The following is a 17891-nucleotide window of genomic DNA, read 5'->3' on the forward strand; positions in this document are numbered from 1 at the left end:
TGTTTTATACACACTTTAGGTATATAGAAGTATTTTACCCTTATTAGCAAAATCTATCAATAACTATTTGTAAATCTATGTTACCTCTAAACTCATTTATTGTAGGATAAAAGGTTGCCATAAATGTAATTGCATTATTTTGACCAAGTAAAGCTTTATTAATCTCTTCCTGTCCAAATTTTTCCTTAATAAATCCCATAAATTCTTGAGTTCTGTCAAACATTATAGCCGTCATTCTGTAATTTGTACTGTTTTCAATTGTCAATTTCAGCACATTTCCGGCTTTTCCCAATATTTGAAGTTTTTTAATTTTTAAGTTTTTGTCTGCAAAAATAGGCTTCTCGTTTCCTTTTCCAAAAGGTGCAAGTGTTTTTAATTCTTCAACAAGATTCATTGAAATATACTCAATTGGAAGCTGCATGTCTATCCAGACTTTAAGGCATAAATCATCTTCCGTCAAAGTACTGTTCTCGTTTAATCTTTTTCTAAGAAGTTCTATGTTTTCTTTTGGAAGAGACACACCTGCAGCCATTTTGTGGCCACCAAACTTAAGAAACAAATCCTTAACCTTGCAAAGTTCTTCATACATATCATATTCCTCAATAGATCTTCCTGAGCCTTTCACACAATCTTTGGCATCCGTCAGAACTATTACCGGCTTATTACACCTTTCTCTAACTCTTCCTGCAATAATTCCGGCTATACTTTCGTGACAATCTTTTAAATATATTACCAAAACATTATCATCATAGTCTTTTGCTATTTCAATTGCTTTTTTTGTTCCTTCTTCAGTCATAGCTTTTCTTTCGTCATTTAATTCTTTTAATGACGTGGCAAGAATATCAGCTTTTTCCCTATTCGTTTCACTTAAAAGTTCCATGGCTTTCTTAGCTGTATCAAGTCGTCCACTGGCATTTATGCACGGTCCCAAAACAAACCCTATATGGTATGAGTCAATGTTGTTCTTGTCTATTTTGCAGGCATCTATTAATGCATTTAAGCCAACATCTTTGCAGTTCTTTATCATTTTAAGCCCATATTGAACAACCATTCTGTTTTCGCCCTGAAGTTCAACTACGTCACATATAGTTGCCAAAGCAGCATATGGAAGTAACCGGTAAACGTCTCTTTTTGATATGCCATAGGACTCTGTCAGTGCTGAAATTAGTTGAAAGGCAACCATTGCCCCACACAATTCCTTAAAAGGGTATCCACAATCTTTCTGTTTGTGATTAATTACTGCATCAGCTTTTGGAATAATATATTCTCGCCCCTGTTCTGTTTCCGTATATGGAACTTCGTGATGGTCTGTTACAATTATTGTCATTCCAAGGCTTTTAGCATATTCAACCTGATCGTATGCGGCAATTCCGTTGTCACAGGTCAAAATTGTATCTATTCCCTGGTCGAAAGCTTTTTTTATAAGATTCTCGTTAATACCATAGCCATCTTCTATTCTGTGAGGTACAACAACATCAACTACTGCTCCAAGCTTTTTAAGTGATCTATACAAAATATACCCTGAGCAGACACCATCCACATCATAATCACAAATAACTCTTATTCTGTTTCCGGCAGCAATTTTGATTTTTAAAATATCAACTGCTTTATCCATATCTTTAAACATCCATGGTGAACTTAGTCTTTCAATGTCGGGAGAAAGATATTTTTTAATATTTTCATCACCTATAACATTCCTGTTTCTAAGTAATCTTGCCAGAATGGGACTAATGTTAAATTTTCTGCTTATTTCATTGAAATCTGCTTTTTTAGTTTGCAGATACCATCTTTCTTTCATAGTTTCTCCATAAGATTAAGAAACGGTATCACCAATGGCAATACCGTTTTCTAAAATCTAACAATTATTATTTATCAGATTTCTTTCCTTTTAAAACATACCATAATGAACCTGTAATGAATACAGATGAGAATGCACCGGCAATCATACCTGTCATAAGTGGTAATGTAAATTCTCTAATTGATGAAACACCCATGATGAAAATCATAAATACCATTACGAATGTTGTTAAAGTTGTATAGATACTTCTTGTAAGTGTCTGTGTAATACTTCTGTCAACTATTTCAATCATCTTGTCATCACGCTTCATAGCTGCCTTGTTTTCTCTAATTCTGTCAAAGATTACGATTGTAGCATTAATTGAGTAACCTACGATTGTAAGCATACATGCAATAAATGTTGTACCAACTGTAACTCTTGATAATGCATAGAATCCGATAACTATAAGTACGTCGTGGATTAATGCCATAACAGCTGCAAGAGCGAAATGGATGTTCTTAAATCTAATCCAAATGTAGAATAACATACAGATTGTGGCAAGAACTGTTGCGACTACTGCATCACTTCTCATTTCCTTACTTACTGTATCTGAAATCTTAGTATTAGTAAAGTTCTGTTTGTCATCTACTGCCTTGTAATCTTTTACAAGCATATCTTTCATTTCTTCAAATTCATTGTCTTTGAAGTTTCTAGTCTTAATTGTGAAAAGTCCGTCTTTGTTAGTATCTTTCTGTGCCTGAATATCAGTTGAATTTAATAATTTTTCAATTGCAGGTTTAACATTGCTGTTAAATTCATCCATTGTATAGTTTTCACTAAACTGAATTTCTGTAGATGTACCACCCTTAAATTCAATACTATAGTTAAATGCACCACCGTTGTTAGCTGAGTTAAAGATTAATCCACCAATACCAATTGCGATACAAACAATAGCGATTCCAAAGAATACTTTTCTCTTTTCAACAAAATTGATATTCTTTCTTGTCTTTTCTTTTCCGTAGAACTTAGGTGCCTGGAATCCCATATAGTAAAGAATCCATACAAATATTCTTGAAATAACAAGTGATGTGAACAACTGAATTAAAATACCAATTCCTAATGTTGTTGCAAATCCCTGTACTGTACCTGACCCCTTCCAAAGAAGAACCAAAGCTGCGATTAATGTTGTAATGTTACCATCGATAATAGCTGAGGCTGCTTTCTTGAAACCTGTCTTAATAGCTGTTTCTGTTCTTCTGCCGGCAGCAATTTCCTCTCTGATACGTGCGTAAATAATAACGTTAGCATCAACTGCCATACCAATGTTAAGGATAATACCTGCAATACCTGGTAATGTAAGTGTTAAATCAAATCCATTTAATGCAAGTAACATTAATTCTACATATGTAAGTAATGCAAGTCCTGCAGCAAGTCCCGGAATTCTATAAACTATTAACAGGAACAAAATAATGATAATGAAACCAATGATTCCAGCTTTAATACTCTTTGATAATGCATCACTACCAAGCTGAGCACTCTGAACCTTATGACTGATTTCCTTTAATTCTACCTTTAAAGCACCAATTCTAATGTTTGAAGCTAATTCTTCAGCTTCCTTAAGACTCTTCTGTCCGTTAATTTCAGCCTGTCCACCTGTAATAGCTGACTGAATTGTTAGTGCACTTAAAATCTCATCATTATAGATAATGTATGATGACTGTCCAACATACTGAGTTGTCATTTCACCGAAAGCTGTTGTTCCTTTCGAATTAAATTCAAGATTTACAACATATTCTGTCTTTCCTGTATCCTTGTTTTTTGAAGCAACACCCTTAGCGTCTGCCACTTCATTACCTGATAACCAAACTTTGTAATAGTTGTTTCCAACCTTAACATATTCGTGATTATCAATCTGTTCATCTGTTGGTTTGTCTGTTGTTGCTGTACAGAAGTATAAAGCACCCGGCTTACCAAGTTCTTCTACTACTGCATCTGCATCATATTCACCCGGAATATCAACAGTGATTCTATCGTCACCTTCTTTGTAAGCTGTTGCTTCACTACTGAAAGTATGAACTCTGTTTTCAAGTTTCAATCTTGTGTCTTCTAAATCAGTTGCTGTAAAACTTTTAGTCTTGCTATCATCAACCTGATAACTAACGCTTGTACCACCCATTAAGTCCAAGCCCTGTGTTACGTTCTGTGCACTACCTGTATGACGTCCGCCTACACCGAACATAACAACGTAGCCTAAAAATAAGACTACTGCAATAGAGATTATAAAACATATAATACTCTTTGTTTTGTTCATTTTCATTTTCATTTTTTTAATAAACCTCTTTCTCATTATCAGCTAACGCTGCCTTAATCATAATTGAACATTCTACTCTCTTTCTTTCCATTTCACATCCAATCTCATATGCATCATTGATTGTTCCATGAAAATTAAATGAGTTGGCTGCACAACCGCCACTGCAATAAAATCTTGCAAAGCAGTTTTTGCATTTCTCTTTTGAGTATACGTTACAGTTTCCAAATGTTTTTACAAGGTCAGTTCTCTTTATGCCCTCATCAACATTGCCCATTAAAAACTCTTCATTTCCAACGAACTGGTGACATGGATAAAAATCACCCCAAGGTGTTACTGCCAAATACTCTGTACCTGAACCACATCCTGATAATCTCTTGTAAACACAAGGTCCCTGATTTAAATCAATCATAAAGTGGAAGAAATTAAAGCCTCTTCCTTCTTTCTCGCGTTTAATATATTCCAAAGCTAACTTGTCATATTCTTCCATTATCTTTGGCAAATCCTCTTCTCTAATTGAATAAGGATCTTCTTCCGGTCCTACAACCGGCTCGATTGACATCTGCTTAAATCCCAAATCCGCAAAGTGCTTTACATCTTCTGAGAAATCTAAATTGTCTCTTGTAAATGTACCTCTGACATAATAATTGCTCTGATTTCTGCTTTCTGCAAGTTTTTGGAATTTAGGAACTATTAAATCATAGCTTCCCTTTCCTGTTCTAAATGGTCTCATTCTGTCATTAACTTCTTTACGACCATCAAGACTCAAAACAACATTAGACATTTCCTTATTAAGGTATTCCATTATTTCGTCATTTAAAAGCACTCCATTAGTTGTCAAAGTAAATCTAAATTTCTTATGGTTAGATTCTTCAAGTGAACGGCCATATTCTACTAACTGCTTTACAACGTCCCAGTTCATTAATGGTTCGCCACCAAAGAAGTCAACCTCAAGATTTACTCTGCTTCCTGAATTTGCCACAAGGAAATCTAAAGCCTTCTTTCCGACTTCAAAGCTCATCATGGCTCTTCTGCCATGATATTCACCTTCTTCTGCAAAACAATATTTGCAGGCAAGGTTACAGTCGTGGGCAATATGTAAGCATAACGCTTTTACAACTGTCTGTCTCTTATCTTTGAATTCTTCAATAAAAGGCTGATAAATATCTTGAGTAAACAGCTGTCCATCTTCCTTTAATTGATTAACCTCACTAATTGCTTCTTCAATGTCTGCCTTGTCATACTTATCTGACAACTGCTCAACAATCTTTGAGGTTTCTGTATCTTCAAATAATGCAATAACATCATATGTAACATCATCTACTACGTGAACCGCTCCACTTTCAACATCCATTACAATATTGTATCCATTACTCTTATACTGATGAATCACTGTAATATCCTCCTACCATAACGCAGAAAGTGCGCCCATGGCGCTCTTTCCGGTTAAAATTATTTAATTTTTAATTATTTATTTTCGCAAGTCTGGTTTCCTACTGTACATGATGTCTTACATGCTGACTGACATGATGTCTGGCATTCACCACAACCGCCTTTTTTCATAGTTTCCTTTAAAGTCTTTCCTGTTAAAGTTTTAATATGTTTCATAGTTATCCTCCAAAATTAATATACTTTTATGCCTATCTGCACAATTCTTACGCTATTATAACACAATATGGTACAAATTCAAACGTTTTTTTACTATATTCTGTGGTCTGTTTTCCTCATTGAATTTACCCAAGCATTCCACCAAAAGTTCCAAAGCCTAAAGCTACTGCTACTCCTGTGCCAAGTCCAATTGCTCCACCTCCTGTTTCGTCCCTTATTATAAAGGAAATACCCATAATTAGCCCTATATAAATTGCTCCCGCAACAAGCCCCCACAAAAACTTTCTCTTTTGTATATTTTTTCCAAGGATTAAACCTCCTACCAATGAACAAATCCCATAAATTGCTAAAATCATAATTCTGATTATTCCATCTCCTAAAGAAAGTTCAAAAACAATAAATGCAAGAATCACCACAAGCACTGTGCTTAAAATAATTTGAACTAATAATTCTTTTAAAATCAAGCCTGCTATTTTCTTCATAAAAACCTGCAAAATACACTTTCATTCTATATTATTCAGTAATTTCAAAATTAATTACGATTGTTTTTTAATTCTCATTCAACATTTTTATATATATAAAAAGTTTTTCTATCAAAATAAAAAGGAACTGCATCAGCAATAACCAATGCAGTTTCCTGTCAGAACTTTTTTAATTTTTCTATTTTTGCTCTTTGTCCTCATCTTCAGATTTTTCTTCATCTTCCGTTTTTTCCACTTCCGGATCAATCTGAACTTTTACAAGGTCAATTCTCTTTTCATCCATCTTAATTACTGTAAGTTTGCAATTTGATATCTTAACACTATCTCCCTTGTTAGGCAATCTATCAAGATGTTCAATTATCAATCCTCCTAGTGATTCATAATCTTCTGAATCTATGTCTGTTCCCAATTCATCATTGAAATCATCTAAGTTAATTGAACCTTCAACAATATATTCATTGTCTCCGATTTTTCTAACTGCCAATTCTTCCGCCTGGTCAAACTCGTCATGAATATCGCCGATTATTTCTTCGACAATATCTTCCAAAGTTATAAGGCCTTCTGCCTGACCATACTCATCAAGAACGATACACATTCCCGGTTCATTATTTCTCATTTCAATAAGAAGATCATTTAATTCTTCTTTCTCGTGAGTATAATATGGTTCACGCATCAGCTTCTTAATATCAAAATTAGATGCATCCACCTGATTAATAATCATATCTTTTATATTTATAATTCCAACAATATTGTCCGTGTCTTCCTTATAAACAGGAATTCTTGTATATTTGTCTGTTTTGATTACATCTAATAACTGTTCAAAAGTTGTATCAATTGGCACCATGGTTATGTCAACCTTAGGTATCATTATATCCTTTGCGCAGGCATCTCCAAAATCGAACACATTAGTAATCATATCGTATTCATCGTCTTCTATAATGCCCTCTTCCTGACTAACACCAACAATAGTTCTTAATTCATCTTCTGTAATTGATTTTGAGTTTAAGTTTACTTTTACCCTAAAAAGCTTAAGTATTATGTTTGAAAACATATTCAAAATAAAAATAACCGGTGTAAGCACAAACATCAAAATACTAATTGGTTTGGCATATTTTAATGCCATTTCATCTGCGTGCATTGATGCAACTGTTTTTGGAACAATCTCACCAAATATAATAATTAACAAAGTAAGTATTCCAACTCCTACACTGATAAATATGTCACTTAAAAGACTTTGTGTAAAAATAGTCGCAATTGATGAAGCGGCAATATTTACAATGTTATTTCCAATAAGTACCGTGCTAAGCATCTTTCTTGAATTGTTTAGCACATTGTTTAAAACAATAGCTTTCTTATTTTCTTCCTCAACAAGAGTTCTAAGTCTAATCTTGTTAACTGTTGTCAAAGCTGTCTCGGCAGATGAAAAAAATGCCGAAAATAAAAGTAACACTACTAATACACATAGCAATGCTATGTCACTGGGTCCCATATAAATCTCCTTATTGATAATATTTTTCAGGCAAAAGCCTATTTGCATAATTGTACAAAAACATAATATTAAAGTCAAGAATACATAGTAAAGAATATATTAGAATTTTGCAAAATGTTAAGAGTAAAATTTCACTTGTAAGCTCTATTTCAAAGTGTATATTTTGAAATAGCCACCATGCTCCTGCACAGTGGCTTTATTCTCATTCTAAATGTTCTATAATTTTTCCCACAACTTGCCCTGCTTTTCTTCGCAGTACTGGCAACTGTATGTTCCGTTTTCTTTATCTGTTAATACGAAAACATGTTCCAGTTCCTGTTCAATTGAAGTGATACAACGTGGGTTCTTGCAGTGAAGTACGTTTACAATCTTCTTAGGAAGTTTAAGTTCTCTCTTCTCAATTAATTTTCCATCTTTAATAATATCAACTGTAATATTATGATCAATGAAACCTAAAACATCAAAGTCAACAATATCAAGAGGTCCTTCTACTTTGATTATGTCCTTTCTTCCCATTTTTCCGCTTCTGGCATTTTTGATAATTGCCACCTGACAGTCAAGTTCATCAAGGTTAAGGTAATGGTAAATAGCCATTGAACGTCCTGCCTGAATATGATCTAACACAAAACCGTTAAAAATTTCATCTACATTAATCATACCTCTACCTCCAACAATTTTAATATTAATGCCATTCTAACGTAAACGCCATATTGTACCTGTTTAAAGTATGCTGCTCTTGGATCCTTGTCCACTTCTACTGAAATCTCATTTACTCTAGGCAATGGATGAAGCACAAGCATATCATCTTTTGCCATTGACATTTTCTTCTTGTCTAAAATAAAACTATCTTTTAATCTAATATAATCTTCTTCGTTAAAGAAACGTTCTCTCTGAACTCTTGTCATATATAAAATATCAAGTTCACCGATTACATCCTCTAACTTATTTACTTCTTTATATTCAGCTCCAGCCTTCTGTATATTTTCAATGATATATTCCGGAACTTTTAATTCATTAGGCGAAATAAGAACAAATTTAACATTGTCATATCTTAAAAGAGCATTTATAAGTGAATGTACTGTTCTTCCGAATTTCAAATCTCCACATAAACCAATTGTAATGTTATCCAATCTTCCTTTCAAAGATTTAATTGTCATCAAATCAGCTAATGTCTGAGTTGGATGTTGGTGACCACCATCTCCGGCATTAATAACCGGAATTGAAGAATTGTTAGCTGCTACAAGTGCTGCACCTTCCTTCGGGTGACGCATAGCACATATATCTGCATAACATGATATAATTCTAATAGTATCAGCAACACTTTCCCCTTTAGAAGCTGAGCTTGATGATGCCTCCGAAAAACCTAAAACCTGGCCTCCTAAGTTAATCATTGCCGCTTCAAAACTAAGTCGTGTTCTTGTACTTGGCTCATAAAATAATGTTGCTATCTTCTTGCCCTTACAGGCATCCTGATATTTTGTAGGATTCTTTTCGATATCACTTGCAGTTTCAAGCAACTGATCAAGTTCTTCTACCGTAAAATCCAACGGACTAATTAAATGTCTCATTTCATCCTCCATTCTGCTTATGTAAAATTTCAAGGCTTATAATAGAGTCTTGAGCAAATCTGTTTGGTGCAAGTTCTGTTATTACTTTTTTAACAGCAGAACTCCGCCACTGATTTTTGCTATTAGAAATGATACATTATTATAATCAAATATTCAATAGAAAATAACATATAAAATTCACTTTTTTCGAATATTTTTTCTTCTAAAAACTACTTTTTCATAAAATGGTTTTTTATACTTATTTTTTATTTTTTCATATCTGAAAATATGATATACTTATATTGATTTTCTTTTTTTAAAGGAGGTACTCCATGGAAAATATTCAAAAAACAAATGTAGAAACTTCTGCTTATAATAAGCTTAATTTTTATTTAAGACAAATACGATCAAAAACAGATTTCATTCCTGAAACTGCCATAGTTCTTGGTTCAGGTCTTGGAAATTTTTCAGACAAAGTCAAAAAAGTTTGTATCATAAATTATTCTGATATTGAAGACTTCCCTATTAGCACTAACAAAATGCATGCTGGACGTTTTATTTTCGGATATATTGAAAGTAAACCTGTAGTTTTAATGGACGGAAGAATTCACTACTATGAAGGTTATTCAATGGAGCAGGTTGTAACTCCGATTAGAATTATGAAAATGCTTGGTGCAAAGAACCTTATTCTTACTAATGCTGCCGGTGGCATTGACAGCGATTTTAAACCTGGTGACTTAATGGTAATCACAGACCAAATTACTTCTTTTGTTCCATCACCTTTAGTGGGACCAAACATCGAAGAATTAGGCACAAGATTTCCTGACATGACACATGTTTATGCATCCGATTTAATTAATAAGCTTGAATCAATCGGCAAAAAATATAATCTTAATTTAAAGAAAGGCGTTTACTTACAGACAACAGGTCCAAACTATGAAACGCCTTCTGAGATTAGAGCCTATAAAATTCTTGGAGCGAATGCCGTTGGTATGAGCACAGCTTGTGAGGCTATGGTAGCTGTACACTGTGGGATGAAAGTTTGTGGAATAAGTTGTATTACAAACATGGCTGCCGGAATAACAGGCCAACCTTTAGATGATAAAGAAGTTGTTGAAGTTGCCGTTACTGTTGCAGACAAGTTGGAAGCAATTTTGTATAACCTTGTGATTGAAATGTAATAAGTGCGTGATTAGTTTATAATTGAAATGTAATGGAGTATATGATTAATTTGTAATTATTATAATGATTATTGTCTAATCATTATGGATAGCATAAGCAGGTTATAATGTGATTGATATGTTTGATATGACTATTCTATGTTGTACTAGCGCTTTATAAAAATTGTTGTTATTCATTTTATATACGAATAATACGTGTGCTACGACATATTTGTTGTAGCACACGTATTTTTTGTATTTCTTATATTTTTTTCATTTATTTAATTTGGGATTACATGTCATATAACAAAAATTTTATACGGCAAGTATTTTCTCTTGTTTTTAGCGTCATTTATTCTGGAATTACGTGTCACAGGACAAAAATCTTATACGACAAGTATTTTCTCTTGTTTTTAGCGTCATTTATTCTGGAATTACGTGTCACAGGACAAAAATCTTATACGGCAAGTATTTTCTCTTGTTTTTAGCGTCATTTATTCTGGAATTACGTGTCACAGGACAAAAATCTTATACGACAAGTAATTTTTTAATCTTTTATTATAATTTGATTGAAAATTACGTGTCATACAAAAGTAATGACAAATGACACGTAATCACTTGTTATAAAGTCTTATTCTTTCAATAAATTACGTGTCATATAGAAAACCCACTGTGTCACATGTAATTTACATCTATTACAGATTTCTGAATACCAAAACGTTATATCTTCCGTAAATATTTGATTTAAGCTTGTCCTTTCGTTAGCCATTACGAATTTCCTAATCAAAAATATTATAGTTTCCGTAATATAATATATTGAAATATTCTTGTTCTATCGTTGCCCATTACGGAACATAGAAACAAAAATGTTGTAACTTCCGTAATCTACAAATATTCTTGTCATTTTCGAACCAAATTACGGTTTTTACAACAACAAATATCATATTATCCGTAAATAACTAAATAATGTTGCCTATACCAAACCCGGAGCGTGGACACCACCCAGAACAACTTTGTATAAAAAACGAAGGAAGAAATCTTCTTACTTACATATTTCTTCCACGAAATATTTGTGTACCAGCAGGCTGTCATTTAATTCCGGATGAAATGATGTTACCATTTGGTTGTCCTGTACTGCGGCAACTATGTTGCCGTTGCAGGTTGCTATGGCCCTGGCTTTAGGACCGCACTCTGTTATGTACGGTGCTCTGATAAATGTCATCGGAACTTTTCCTATGTTGTCGAAGTTTTCTTCAGAATAGAAACTTCCAAGCTGTCTTCCGTATGCATTTCTTTTGACAGTTATGTCCATTGTTCCAATATGAACTTTTTCATCATTTTCTATTTTGTCAGCCAAAATTATCATTCCGGCACAAGTTCCAAAAACAGGCATTCCATCATTAATCATGTTTTTCAAATCTTCAAGAATATCCAGTTCTCTTAATAGTTTGCCTATTACTGTACTTTCTCCTCCCGGAATAATTATTCCATCCATTTGACCTTCAATATCCTTTTTTTGACGTATTTCAAAAGATTCCACTCCTAATTTTTCAAGGATTTTTTCATGTTCTACGAATGCTCCCTGTAATGCAAGTATACCAATTCGCATATTATTTACCTCTCTCAGCCATAAGAAGTTCAATTTCCTGCTCATTTATTCCAACCATGGCTTCGCCTAAGTCTTCTGATAATTCAGCAAGGATTTTTGCATCGTTAAAGTTTGTTACAGCTTTTACTATAGCTGCTGCTCTCTTCTTAGGATTTCCTGATTTAAAAATACCTGAGCCAACGAATACACCTTCTGCGCCAAGTTGCATCATAAGTGCTGCATCAGCAGGTGTAGCAACTCCGCCCGCTGCAAAGTTAACTACAGGAAGCTTTCCGTTTTCTGCAACATATTTAACCAATTCATAATCTACCTGAAGGTCTTTAGCTGCCTGATATAATTCATCTTTTGAAAGACTTGTAAGTCTTCTGATTTCACTCTGCATACTACGCATATGTGTAACTGCCTGGATTACATCCCCTGTTCCGGGTTCACCTTTTGTACGAATCATTGAAGCTCCTTCGCTGATTCTTCTTAATGCTTCTCCTAAATCTTTTGCTCCACATACGAATGGTACCTGAAATTTAGTTTTATCAATGTGGTATTTACCGTCTGCCGGTGAAAGCACTTCACTTTCATCTATGTAATCTATTTCAATAGCTTCAAGAATCTGTGCTTCTGCAAAATGTCCAATTCTACATTTAGCCATAACAGGAATTGAAACAGCTTCCTGAATACCTTTAATCATCTTTGGATCACTCATTCTTGAAACGCCACCTGCTGCACGAATGTCAGCCGGTATTCTTTCAAGTGCCATAACTGCACAAGCCCCTGCTTCTTCTGCGATTCTTGCCTGTTCAGGTGTTGTAACGTCCATAATAACGCCACCTTTTAACATCTGTGCTAAGTTTTTGTTTAATTCATAACGATTTTCTGCCATAATAAAAAGCCTCCTAAAAATTTGTTTTTCTCAGTATATATTCATAGTGACTATATAGGAATAACCATTTTAGGAGACTTTTATAATACCAGATTTATTTCTTACAAAACCAATCCAGCAAGAGAGTTTGCAATTAAACTCTTTATTATTTATTTGTTAGCAAAATATTCATTGATGTTCTTTAATAATTCATCTACTTCAATTCCGTGAACCATACATGCTTCTTCAAGTGATTCACCGATAGATGAAGGACATCCGATACAGTGCATTCCTGCATTCATTAATACAACTGCAACACCTCTGTCGATGCTAAGCAATTCGCCCATTGTCATTTCCTTAGTAATATTAACTGCCATAACTTCCTCCTTGACCGTTTAAAAATTTTATACTCTTTTAGTATAAACCTATTATATATTTTTATGAATGAGTAAAGCTGTAAGCCGGGTTATGTCGTGGATGATCATCTATCTAGACATATCGTTACCAATATGTTCAAGCAACCTACCCGAAAGCTGGCGGGCAACCATATGCTTTCTGCTCGGTCTTGCTTCAAGTGGGGTTTACACTGACCCTCGATGTTACCACCGAAGCGGTAGTCTCTTACACTACCATTTCATCCTTACCAGCAAGCTGGCGGTTTTATTTCTGTTGCACTTTCCTGGGAGTCACCTCCACCGGCCGTTAGCCGGCACCCTGCCCTATGAAGCCCGGACTTTCCTCACCTGCGTCCTTTCGGCAATAGCAGCTGCGATCATCTGCTCTACTCACAATTAATTAAAATAGCATATTAAATATATTTTTGCAACTTATTTATATAAATCAAATATAGTATACAAAAGTTCATATTTCCACTTTTGCTTACACAATGGTATAAAAAAGTTATTTATCCCACAGGGAAAATACTTCCACCTACGAACTCTCTAACAAGAGAATTATGTGGAATTGTATCCTTAGGCATTCCGAGTACATAATCAAGACATTTCAAAAGCCGCTTAGCTTCAAGATATTCAGATGTTCCCTCCGGCACGCTAAACAAAGCAGATTCTGCATATGTTTTAAGTACCGAAAGTTCATACACCATTGCCGTATCAAACACTACATCGGCTGTATCCTGGTAAGGGAAAATATTTTTTTCCTCACCTCTTCTTACCCGTTGCCACATCTCTATTGTTCTTTCTGCAGAAGAACCTCTAGTTCTAACGTCCCTTACTATTCTTCTAAGTAATCTAAGATCAGATGTTGAAACTCTATTATGTTCATCTACATTAATTGGAGTTAATGCACTAACATAAATTTTATATTTTTTATCATCCGGCAAACTATAAGACATCTTGTCATTAAGACAATGTATTCCTTCAATAACAAGAACATCATCTTCTCCCAGTTTTAGATAATCTCCGTTAAACTTTCTCTTTCCTGACACAAAATCAAATACAGGTAGTTCTACCTCTTTTCCTGCAAGAAGATCTGTCATCTGCTCATTGAAGAATTTTACATCTAATGCTTCAATTACTTCATAATCAAGTTTTCCATCTGCATCTCTTGGTGTATCTTCCCTATTCACACAGTAATTATCTACTGAAATAGGATGAGGTTTCAAACCCTGAGCCATTAATTGAATAGATAATCTATGAGAAAAAGATGTTTTTCCTGATGAAGAAGGTCCTGCAATCATTACAACCTTAACATTTTCTCTTGAAGCAATATCTGCTGCCACATCACCTATTCTCTTTTCCTGCAATGCTTCCTGAACCATCATTATATTGTTCATTGACCCATCAGTTATTTTGTCATTTAGATATCCGATTGTAGGCACACCAATCATTTCAGCCCAATCTGTTGATTTTTTTATAACATTGTAAACCTTATTTCTAGGTACAAACTCTGGCACAACTTCCGGTTCTTCTTTTGTAGGCAACTGTAATACAAAACCTTCATCATATTTAATCAAGTCAAAATATTTAAGAATACCTGTTGAATACGCCATATATCCATAGAAATAATCTTCAAAACCTTCTATTCTGTAAATATTAACTGCTGAAGATCTTCGATATTTAAGCAAATGAACTTTATCCTTCATTCCATATCTTTCAAACTTCTTAATCGCTTTAGCTGTAGGTATTGATTCTTTCTGAATAAGTATATCTCTTTTGCATAACTTAATCATTTCGTTCCTAACATTTTTTAAAAGTTTATCATCTACTTCAACATTTCCAAAAACCTGACAATAATAGCCTTTGCTAACTGAGCAGTGAACAGAAATTTTTTCTATGTTATTTCTGCCTGCCACTGCATAAAATGCCTTAAGCATAAGGAATGTTGCGCTTCTTCTATAGCACTCATTTCCAACAAAACTTGCCGTTGTAACAAATGCAATATTACAGTTTTCAACTAATACTTTAGATAATTCAGATAAAGTTCCATTGCATTTTGCAAGAATAATCTGATGCTTATATTCACTTTGGTGCTCTCTTGCTATTTCATAAAGTGTTGTTCCATCCTCATATTCGTATGTTTTCTGTCCTATAGTTACTTTAATCATATGATTCCCTCCCAACTCTGTTATATTCTAAAATCTTTTCAACTTCTAAAAGATCTTTGCTTTGATTCTCAATCATTTTCTGTTTGATTTTTTGAAATTTAGCATTCTCTTTATCCAGATATTTTTTTAAAGTTGCATCTTGTCTATCAAGTAATATTCTACCATATAATAATTCTGTTTCTGAATAAGGATAAGATTCCTGTCCTTTTTCGGCCTTTATTATCGTGTAAAACTTATTCATGTCAATAAGCATTTTTTCGTCCGTTATGTGCCACTTATGTTCTTCTAAATACTTGCGCACCAAGTCTCCCCTTTTATGAGGTGATAAAACAAGTTCTTTAACCGGTCTACTACAGTTTTCTAACTTTGCCAAACCATTCTCAAGAATGTTAACAATAAGCTCTCCGCCCATTCCAGCAATTATTATAGTATCTGCTTTTTCAGGTTCAAGTTTTTCTAATCCATTTGATTTAATTGCCTGAATTTTTTCACTTAAACCATAGTTTTCTATATTCTTAATTGCACTTTCTATGGGGCCTTGATTAATATCCATTGCATAAGCTTTGGGACATATTCCTTTTTCTACAAGATAAATAGGCACATATCCATGATCTGTGCCTATATCTGCTATAATATTTCCTTTTGTAACCATTGAGGCTACCTGTTCCAGTCTTTTTGATAACATATATATTACCTACTTTTAGTCTATTTTTAATCCAATGTTACATGAATCTTTTGTAACTGATTCTGTTCTTTTATTATATTCTGTAAGTCCTGAATATCCGTAGCCTTTGAAGCTCTATAGTCAAGACTTGATTTTTTTATCTTAATAACTGCATCATTTATGGCTCTTTCCTGCTCTGCAAGACTTAAATTAGCCCTTATTGGAGAAACAAAAAGTTCAGCCACTTTCTTGTGTTCCTCCTCATCGGAATAACTGTCCATAATCTGTGCAGGATTTCCTTTTCCTGATTCCATTTGTTCCCAAAATCTTACTGCTACATCGTGATAAAACGGATCAATAAAATCCTCCGGTGAAATAACCTGAGCAACTTTCTTAAACCAGTTGTCTCTGTCTATAAGATATGCCAACAATATTCGCTGTGTCTTTATTGCCGCATCTTCTTTAGTACTCTTCTTATTTTCAACCTGCTGTCTTTCCTGAACTGTTTCTTCCTTGCCTACATAATTCAGGGCTTTCTTTTTTACAAGCCTTGAAAGACCGTCTTTTGAAATGTTAAAAGTCTGACAAACTGAATCTATATAATTCTCTCTTTCCAGTTCATCTTTAAAAACAAGCAACATTTCTGCAACTTTGTTCTGAAAAGCTGTTTTCTCCTGAGGATCATTCAAATCATAATTCTTTCGCTCATTGTCAACCTGGAAAATAAAGAAGTTCGTTGCTGTCTTTATTCTTTCCTCGTAAGCTTCTCTTCCCATATTCTTAATAAATTCATCAGGATCTTTGTAAGGTTTCATGTTAAGAACCTTAATTGCAAGACCGGATTCCCTAAGATATGGAATGGCACGTAATGCAGCTTTAATTCCTGCTTCATCACTGTCAAAAGTTAATACTGCTTCCTTTGCGTATCTTTTTATAAGTGATGCGTGACGTGAAGTAAAAGCTGTTCCAAGGGCAGCTACCGCATTATTAAAGCCTGCCTGATGAAGACTTATAACATCCATATAGCCCTCACATATAAGCATATAATCCTTCCTTGCACTTCTTGCCACGTTTAGTCCGTAAAGATTTCTGCTTTTATCAAAAACCTTAGTTTCAGGAGAATTTAAATACTTAGGCTTACCATCCCCCATTACTCTTCCACCGAAAGCTATAACTCTGTTATTTGCATCCATAATTGGGAACATTACACGATTCCAAAACTTGTCATTTACGCCTCTTACTTCATCAAAAGTAAAAAGTCCTGTTTCCTTTAGCTCTGTATCGTTATACCCCTTACTTCTTAAATACTGATACAAGTTGTTGCTATATTTGTCTGAATAGCCAAGTCCGAATTTCACAATTGTTTTATCTGATAACTCTCTGCCTTTTAAATAATGATATGCTGTTTTTCCTCTGTCTGAACGTAACAAATAATGATAATACTTGGCTGCTTCTGTATTTATCTCTATTATCTTAGATTTAAGGTCCTTCTCCTGTCTTGCTTCTTTTGAATATTCCATCTTTGGAAGTTCAATTCCTGCACGGTTTGCAAGTACCTCTAAAGCCTCAACAAAAGTATAATTTTCATATTTCATAAGAAAAGATATAACATTTCCCCCTTCTCCACATCCAAAACAGTAATACATCTGCTTGTGTGGTGACACAGAAAATGAAGGTGATTTTTCGTTGTGGAAAGGACAAAGTCCAAAATATGAACTTCCCTTCTTCTGTAACTTAACATAATCACCAATTACATCTACTATATTATTTTCTGTTCTAACCTGTTCTATAATATCTTCTGAATAAAACATTTGTGCCTCTCTATTTT

The 17891-nt window shown here is 34.1% G+C and carries 15 protein-coding genes and 1 other RNA gene; 1 reads left to right on the plus strand and 15 read right to left on the minus strand.

Going from position 1 to position 17891, the window contains the following annotated elements; translation table 11 throughout:
- Positions 1 to 43: 43 nt before the first annotated feature.
- The 8 genes from recJ to pyrB all read right to left on the minus strand — a co-directional run bounded on the left by recJ (position 44) and on the right by pyrB (position 9232).
- Positions 44 to 1798, minus strand: a complete 1755-nt coding sequence (recJ, locus tag NQ558_RS09310; protein ID WP_005359407.1) for a single-stranded-DNA-specific exonuclease RecJ — start codon at positions 1796 to 1798, stop codon at positions 44 to 46.
- Positions 1799 to 1865: 67 nt separating this feature from the next.
- Complete coding sequence (gene secD, locus NQ558_RS09315) at positions 1866 to 4100, minus strand: protein translocase subunit SecD (RefSeq protein WP_242652078.1); 2235 nt, start codon at positions 4098 to 4100, stop codon at positions 1866 to 1868.
- A 4-nt stretch (positions 4101 to 4104) separates the two neighbouring features.
- Complete coding sequence (gene scfB, locus NQ558_RS09320; RefSeq protein WP_040446026.1) at positions 4105 to 5478, minus strand: thioether cross-link-forming SCIFF peptide maturase; 1374 nt, start codon at positions 5476 to 5478, stop codon at positions 4105 to 4107.
- Between the two features lie 74 nt (positions 5479 to 5552).
- Complete coding sequence (gene scfA / locus NQ558_RS09325; RefSeq protein WP_040446024.1) at positions 5553 to 5693, minus strand: six-cysteine ranthipeptide SCIFF; 141 nt, start codon at positions 5691 to 5693, stop codon at positions 5553 to 5555.
- A 125-nt stretch (positions 5694 to 5818) separates the two neighbouring features.
- Positions 5819 to 6175 (minus strand): TIGR04086 family membrane protein, encoded by a 357-nt coding sequence (locus NQ558_RS09330; RefSeq protein ID WP_005359394.1) that lies wholly within the window; start codon positions 6173 to 6175, stop codon positions 5819 to 5821.
- 178 nt (positions 6176 to 6353) lie between these two features.
- A complete protein-coding gene (locus NQ558_RS09335) occupies positions 6354 to 7664 on the minus strand; it encodes an HlyC/CorC family transporter (protein WP_040446022.1) in 1311 nt (436 codons plus the stop codon).
- A gap of 216 nt (positions 7665 to 7880) precedes the next feature.
- Complete coding sequence (locus NQ558_RS09340) at positions 7881 to 8321, minus strand: aspartate carbamoyltransferase regulatory subunit (protein WP_005359391.1); 441 nt, start codon at positions 8319 to 8321, stop codon at positions 7881 to 7883.
- The gene (pyrB, locus tag NQ558_RS09345) at positions 8318 to 9232 is read right to left on the minus strand and encodes an aspartate carbamoyltransferase (RefSeq protein ID WP_040446019.1); all 915 of its coding nucleotides are present in this window, start codon (positions 9230 to 9232) and stop codon (positions 8318 to 8320) included. The genes NQ558_RS09340 and pyrB overlap by 4 nt, the downstream gene beginning before the upstream one ends.
- A 311-nt stretch (positions 9233 to 9543) precedes the next feature.
- On the opposite strand from pyrB, the gene NQ558_RS09350 reads away from it, so the two are divergent.
- Positions 9544 to 10392, plus strand: a complete 849-nt coding sequence (locus tag NQ558_RS09350) for a purine-nucleoside phosphorylase (protein ID WP_005359388.1) — start codon at positions 9544 to 9546, stop codon at positions 10390 to 10392.
- Between the two features lie 1021 nt (positions 10393 to 11413).
- Here the strand turns inward: NQ558_RS09350 and pdxT are convergent.
- From pdxT to dnaG, 7 genes are all read right to left on the minus strand, one after another.
- Complete coding sequence (gene pdxT, locus NQ558_RS09355) at positions 11414 to 11980, minus strand: pyridoxal 5'-phosphate synthase glutaminase subunit PdxT (RefSeq protein WP_005359386.1); 567 nt, start codon at positions 11978 to 11980, stop codon at positions 11414 to 11416.
- A gap of 1 nt (position 11981) precedes the next feature.
- Positions 11982 to 12857 carry a pyridoxal 5'-phosphate synthase lyase subunit PdxS gene (gene pdxS, locus NQ558_RS09360; protein ID WP_005359385.1) on the minus strand — a complete coding sequence of 292 codons (876 nt, stop codon included), beginning with the start codon at positions 12855 to 12857 and terminating at the stop codon, positions 11982 to 11984.
- A gap of 149 nt (positions 12858 to 13006) precedes the next feature.
- On the minus strand, positions 13007 to 13213 hold the full coding sequence (locus tag NQ558_RS09365) for a DUF1858 domain-containing protein (protein ID WP_005359383.1): 207 nt from the start codon (positions 13211 to 13213) through the stop codon (positions 13007 to 13009).
- 64 nt (positions 13214 to 13277) lie between these two features.
- Positions 13278 to 13624, minus strand: an RNA gene (gene rnpB / locus NQ558_RS09370) — RNase P RNA component class A.
- Positions 13625 to 13740: 116 nt separating this feature from the next.
- Positions 13741 to 15399 (minus strand): nucleoside kinase, encoded by a 1659-nt coding sequence (locus NQ558_RS09375; protein ID WP_005359379.1) that lies wholly within the window; start codon positions 15397 to 15399, stop codon positions 13741 to 13743.
- Positions 15392 to 16084 (minus strand): tRNA (adenine(22)-N(1))-methyltransferase, encoded by a 693-nt coding sequence (locus tag NQ558_RS09380; RefSeq protein ID WP_005359377.1) that lies wholly within the window; start codon positions 16082 to 16084, stop codon positions 15392 to 15394. The genes NQ558_RS09375 and NQ558_RS09380 overlap by 8 nt, the downstream gene beginning before the upstream one ends.
- Positions 16085 to 16110: 26 nt before the next feature.
- Positions 16111 to 17874, minus strand: coding sequence for a DNA primase (gene dnaG, locus NQ558_RS09385; protein WP_005359375.1), 1764 nt, complete (start codon positions 17872 to 17874; stop codon positions 16111 to 16113).
- Positions 17875 to 17891: the final 17 nt, after the last annotated feature.

It is taken from the genome of Eubacterium ventriosum (assembly GCF_025150745.1).
GTDB lineage: Bacteria > Bacillota > Clostridia > Lachnospirales > Lachnospiraceae > Eubacterium_G > Eubacterium_G ventriosum.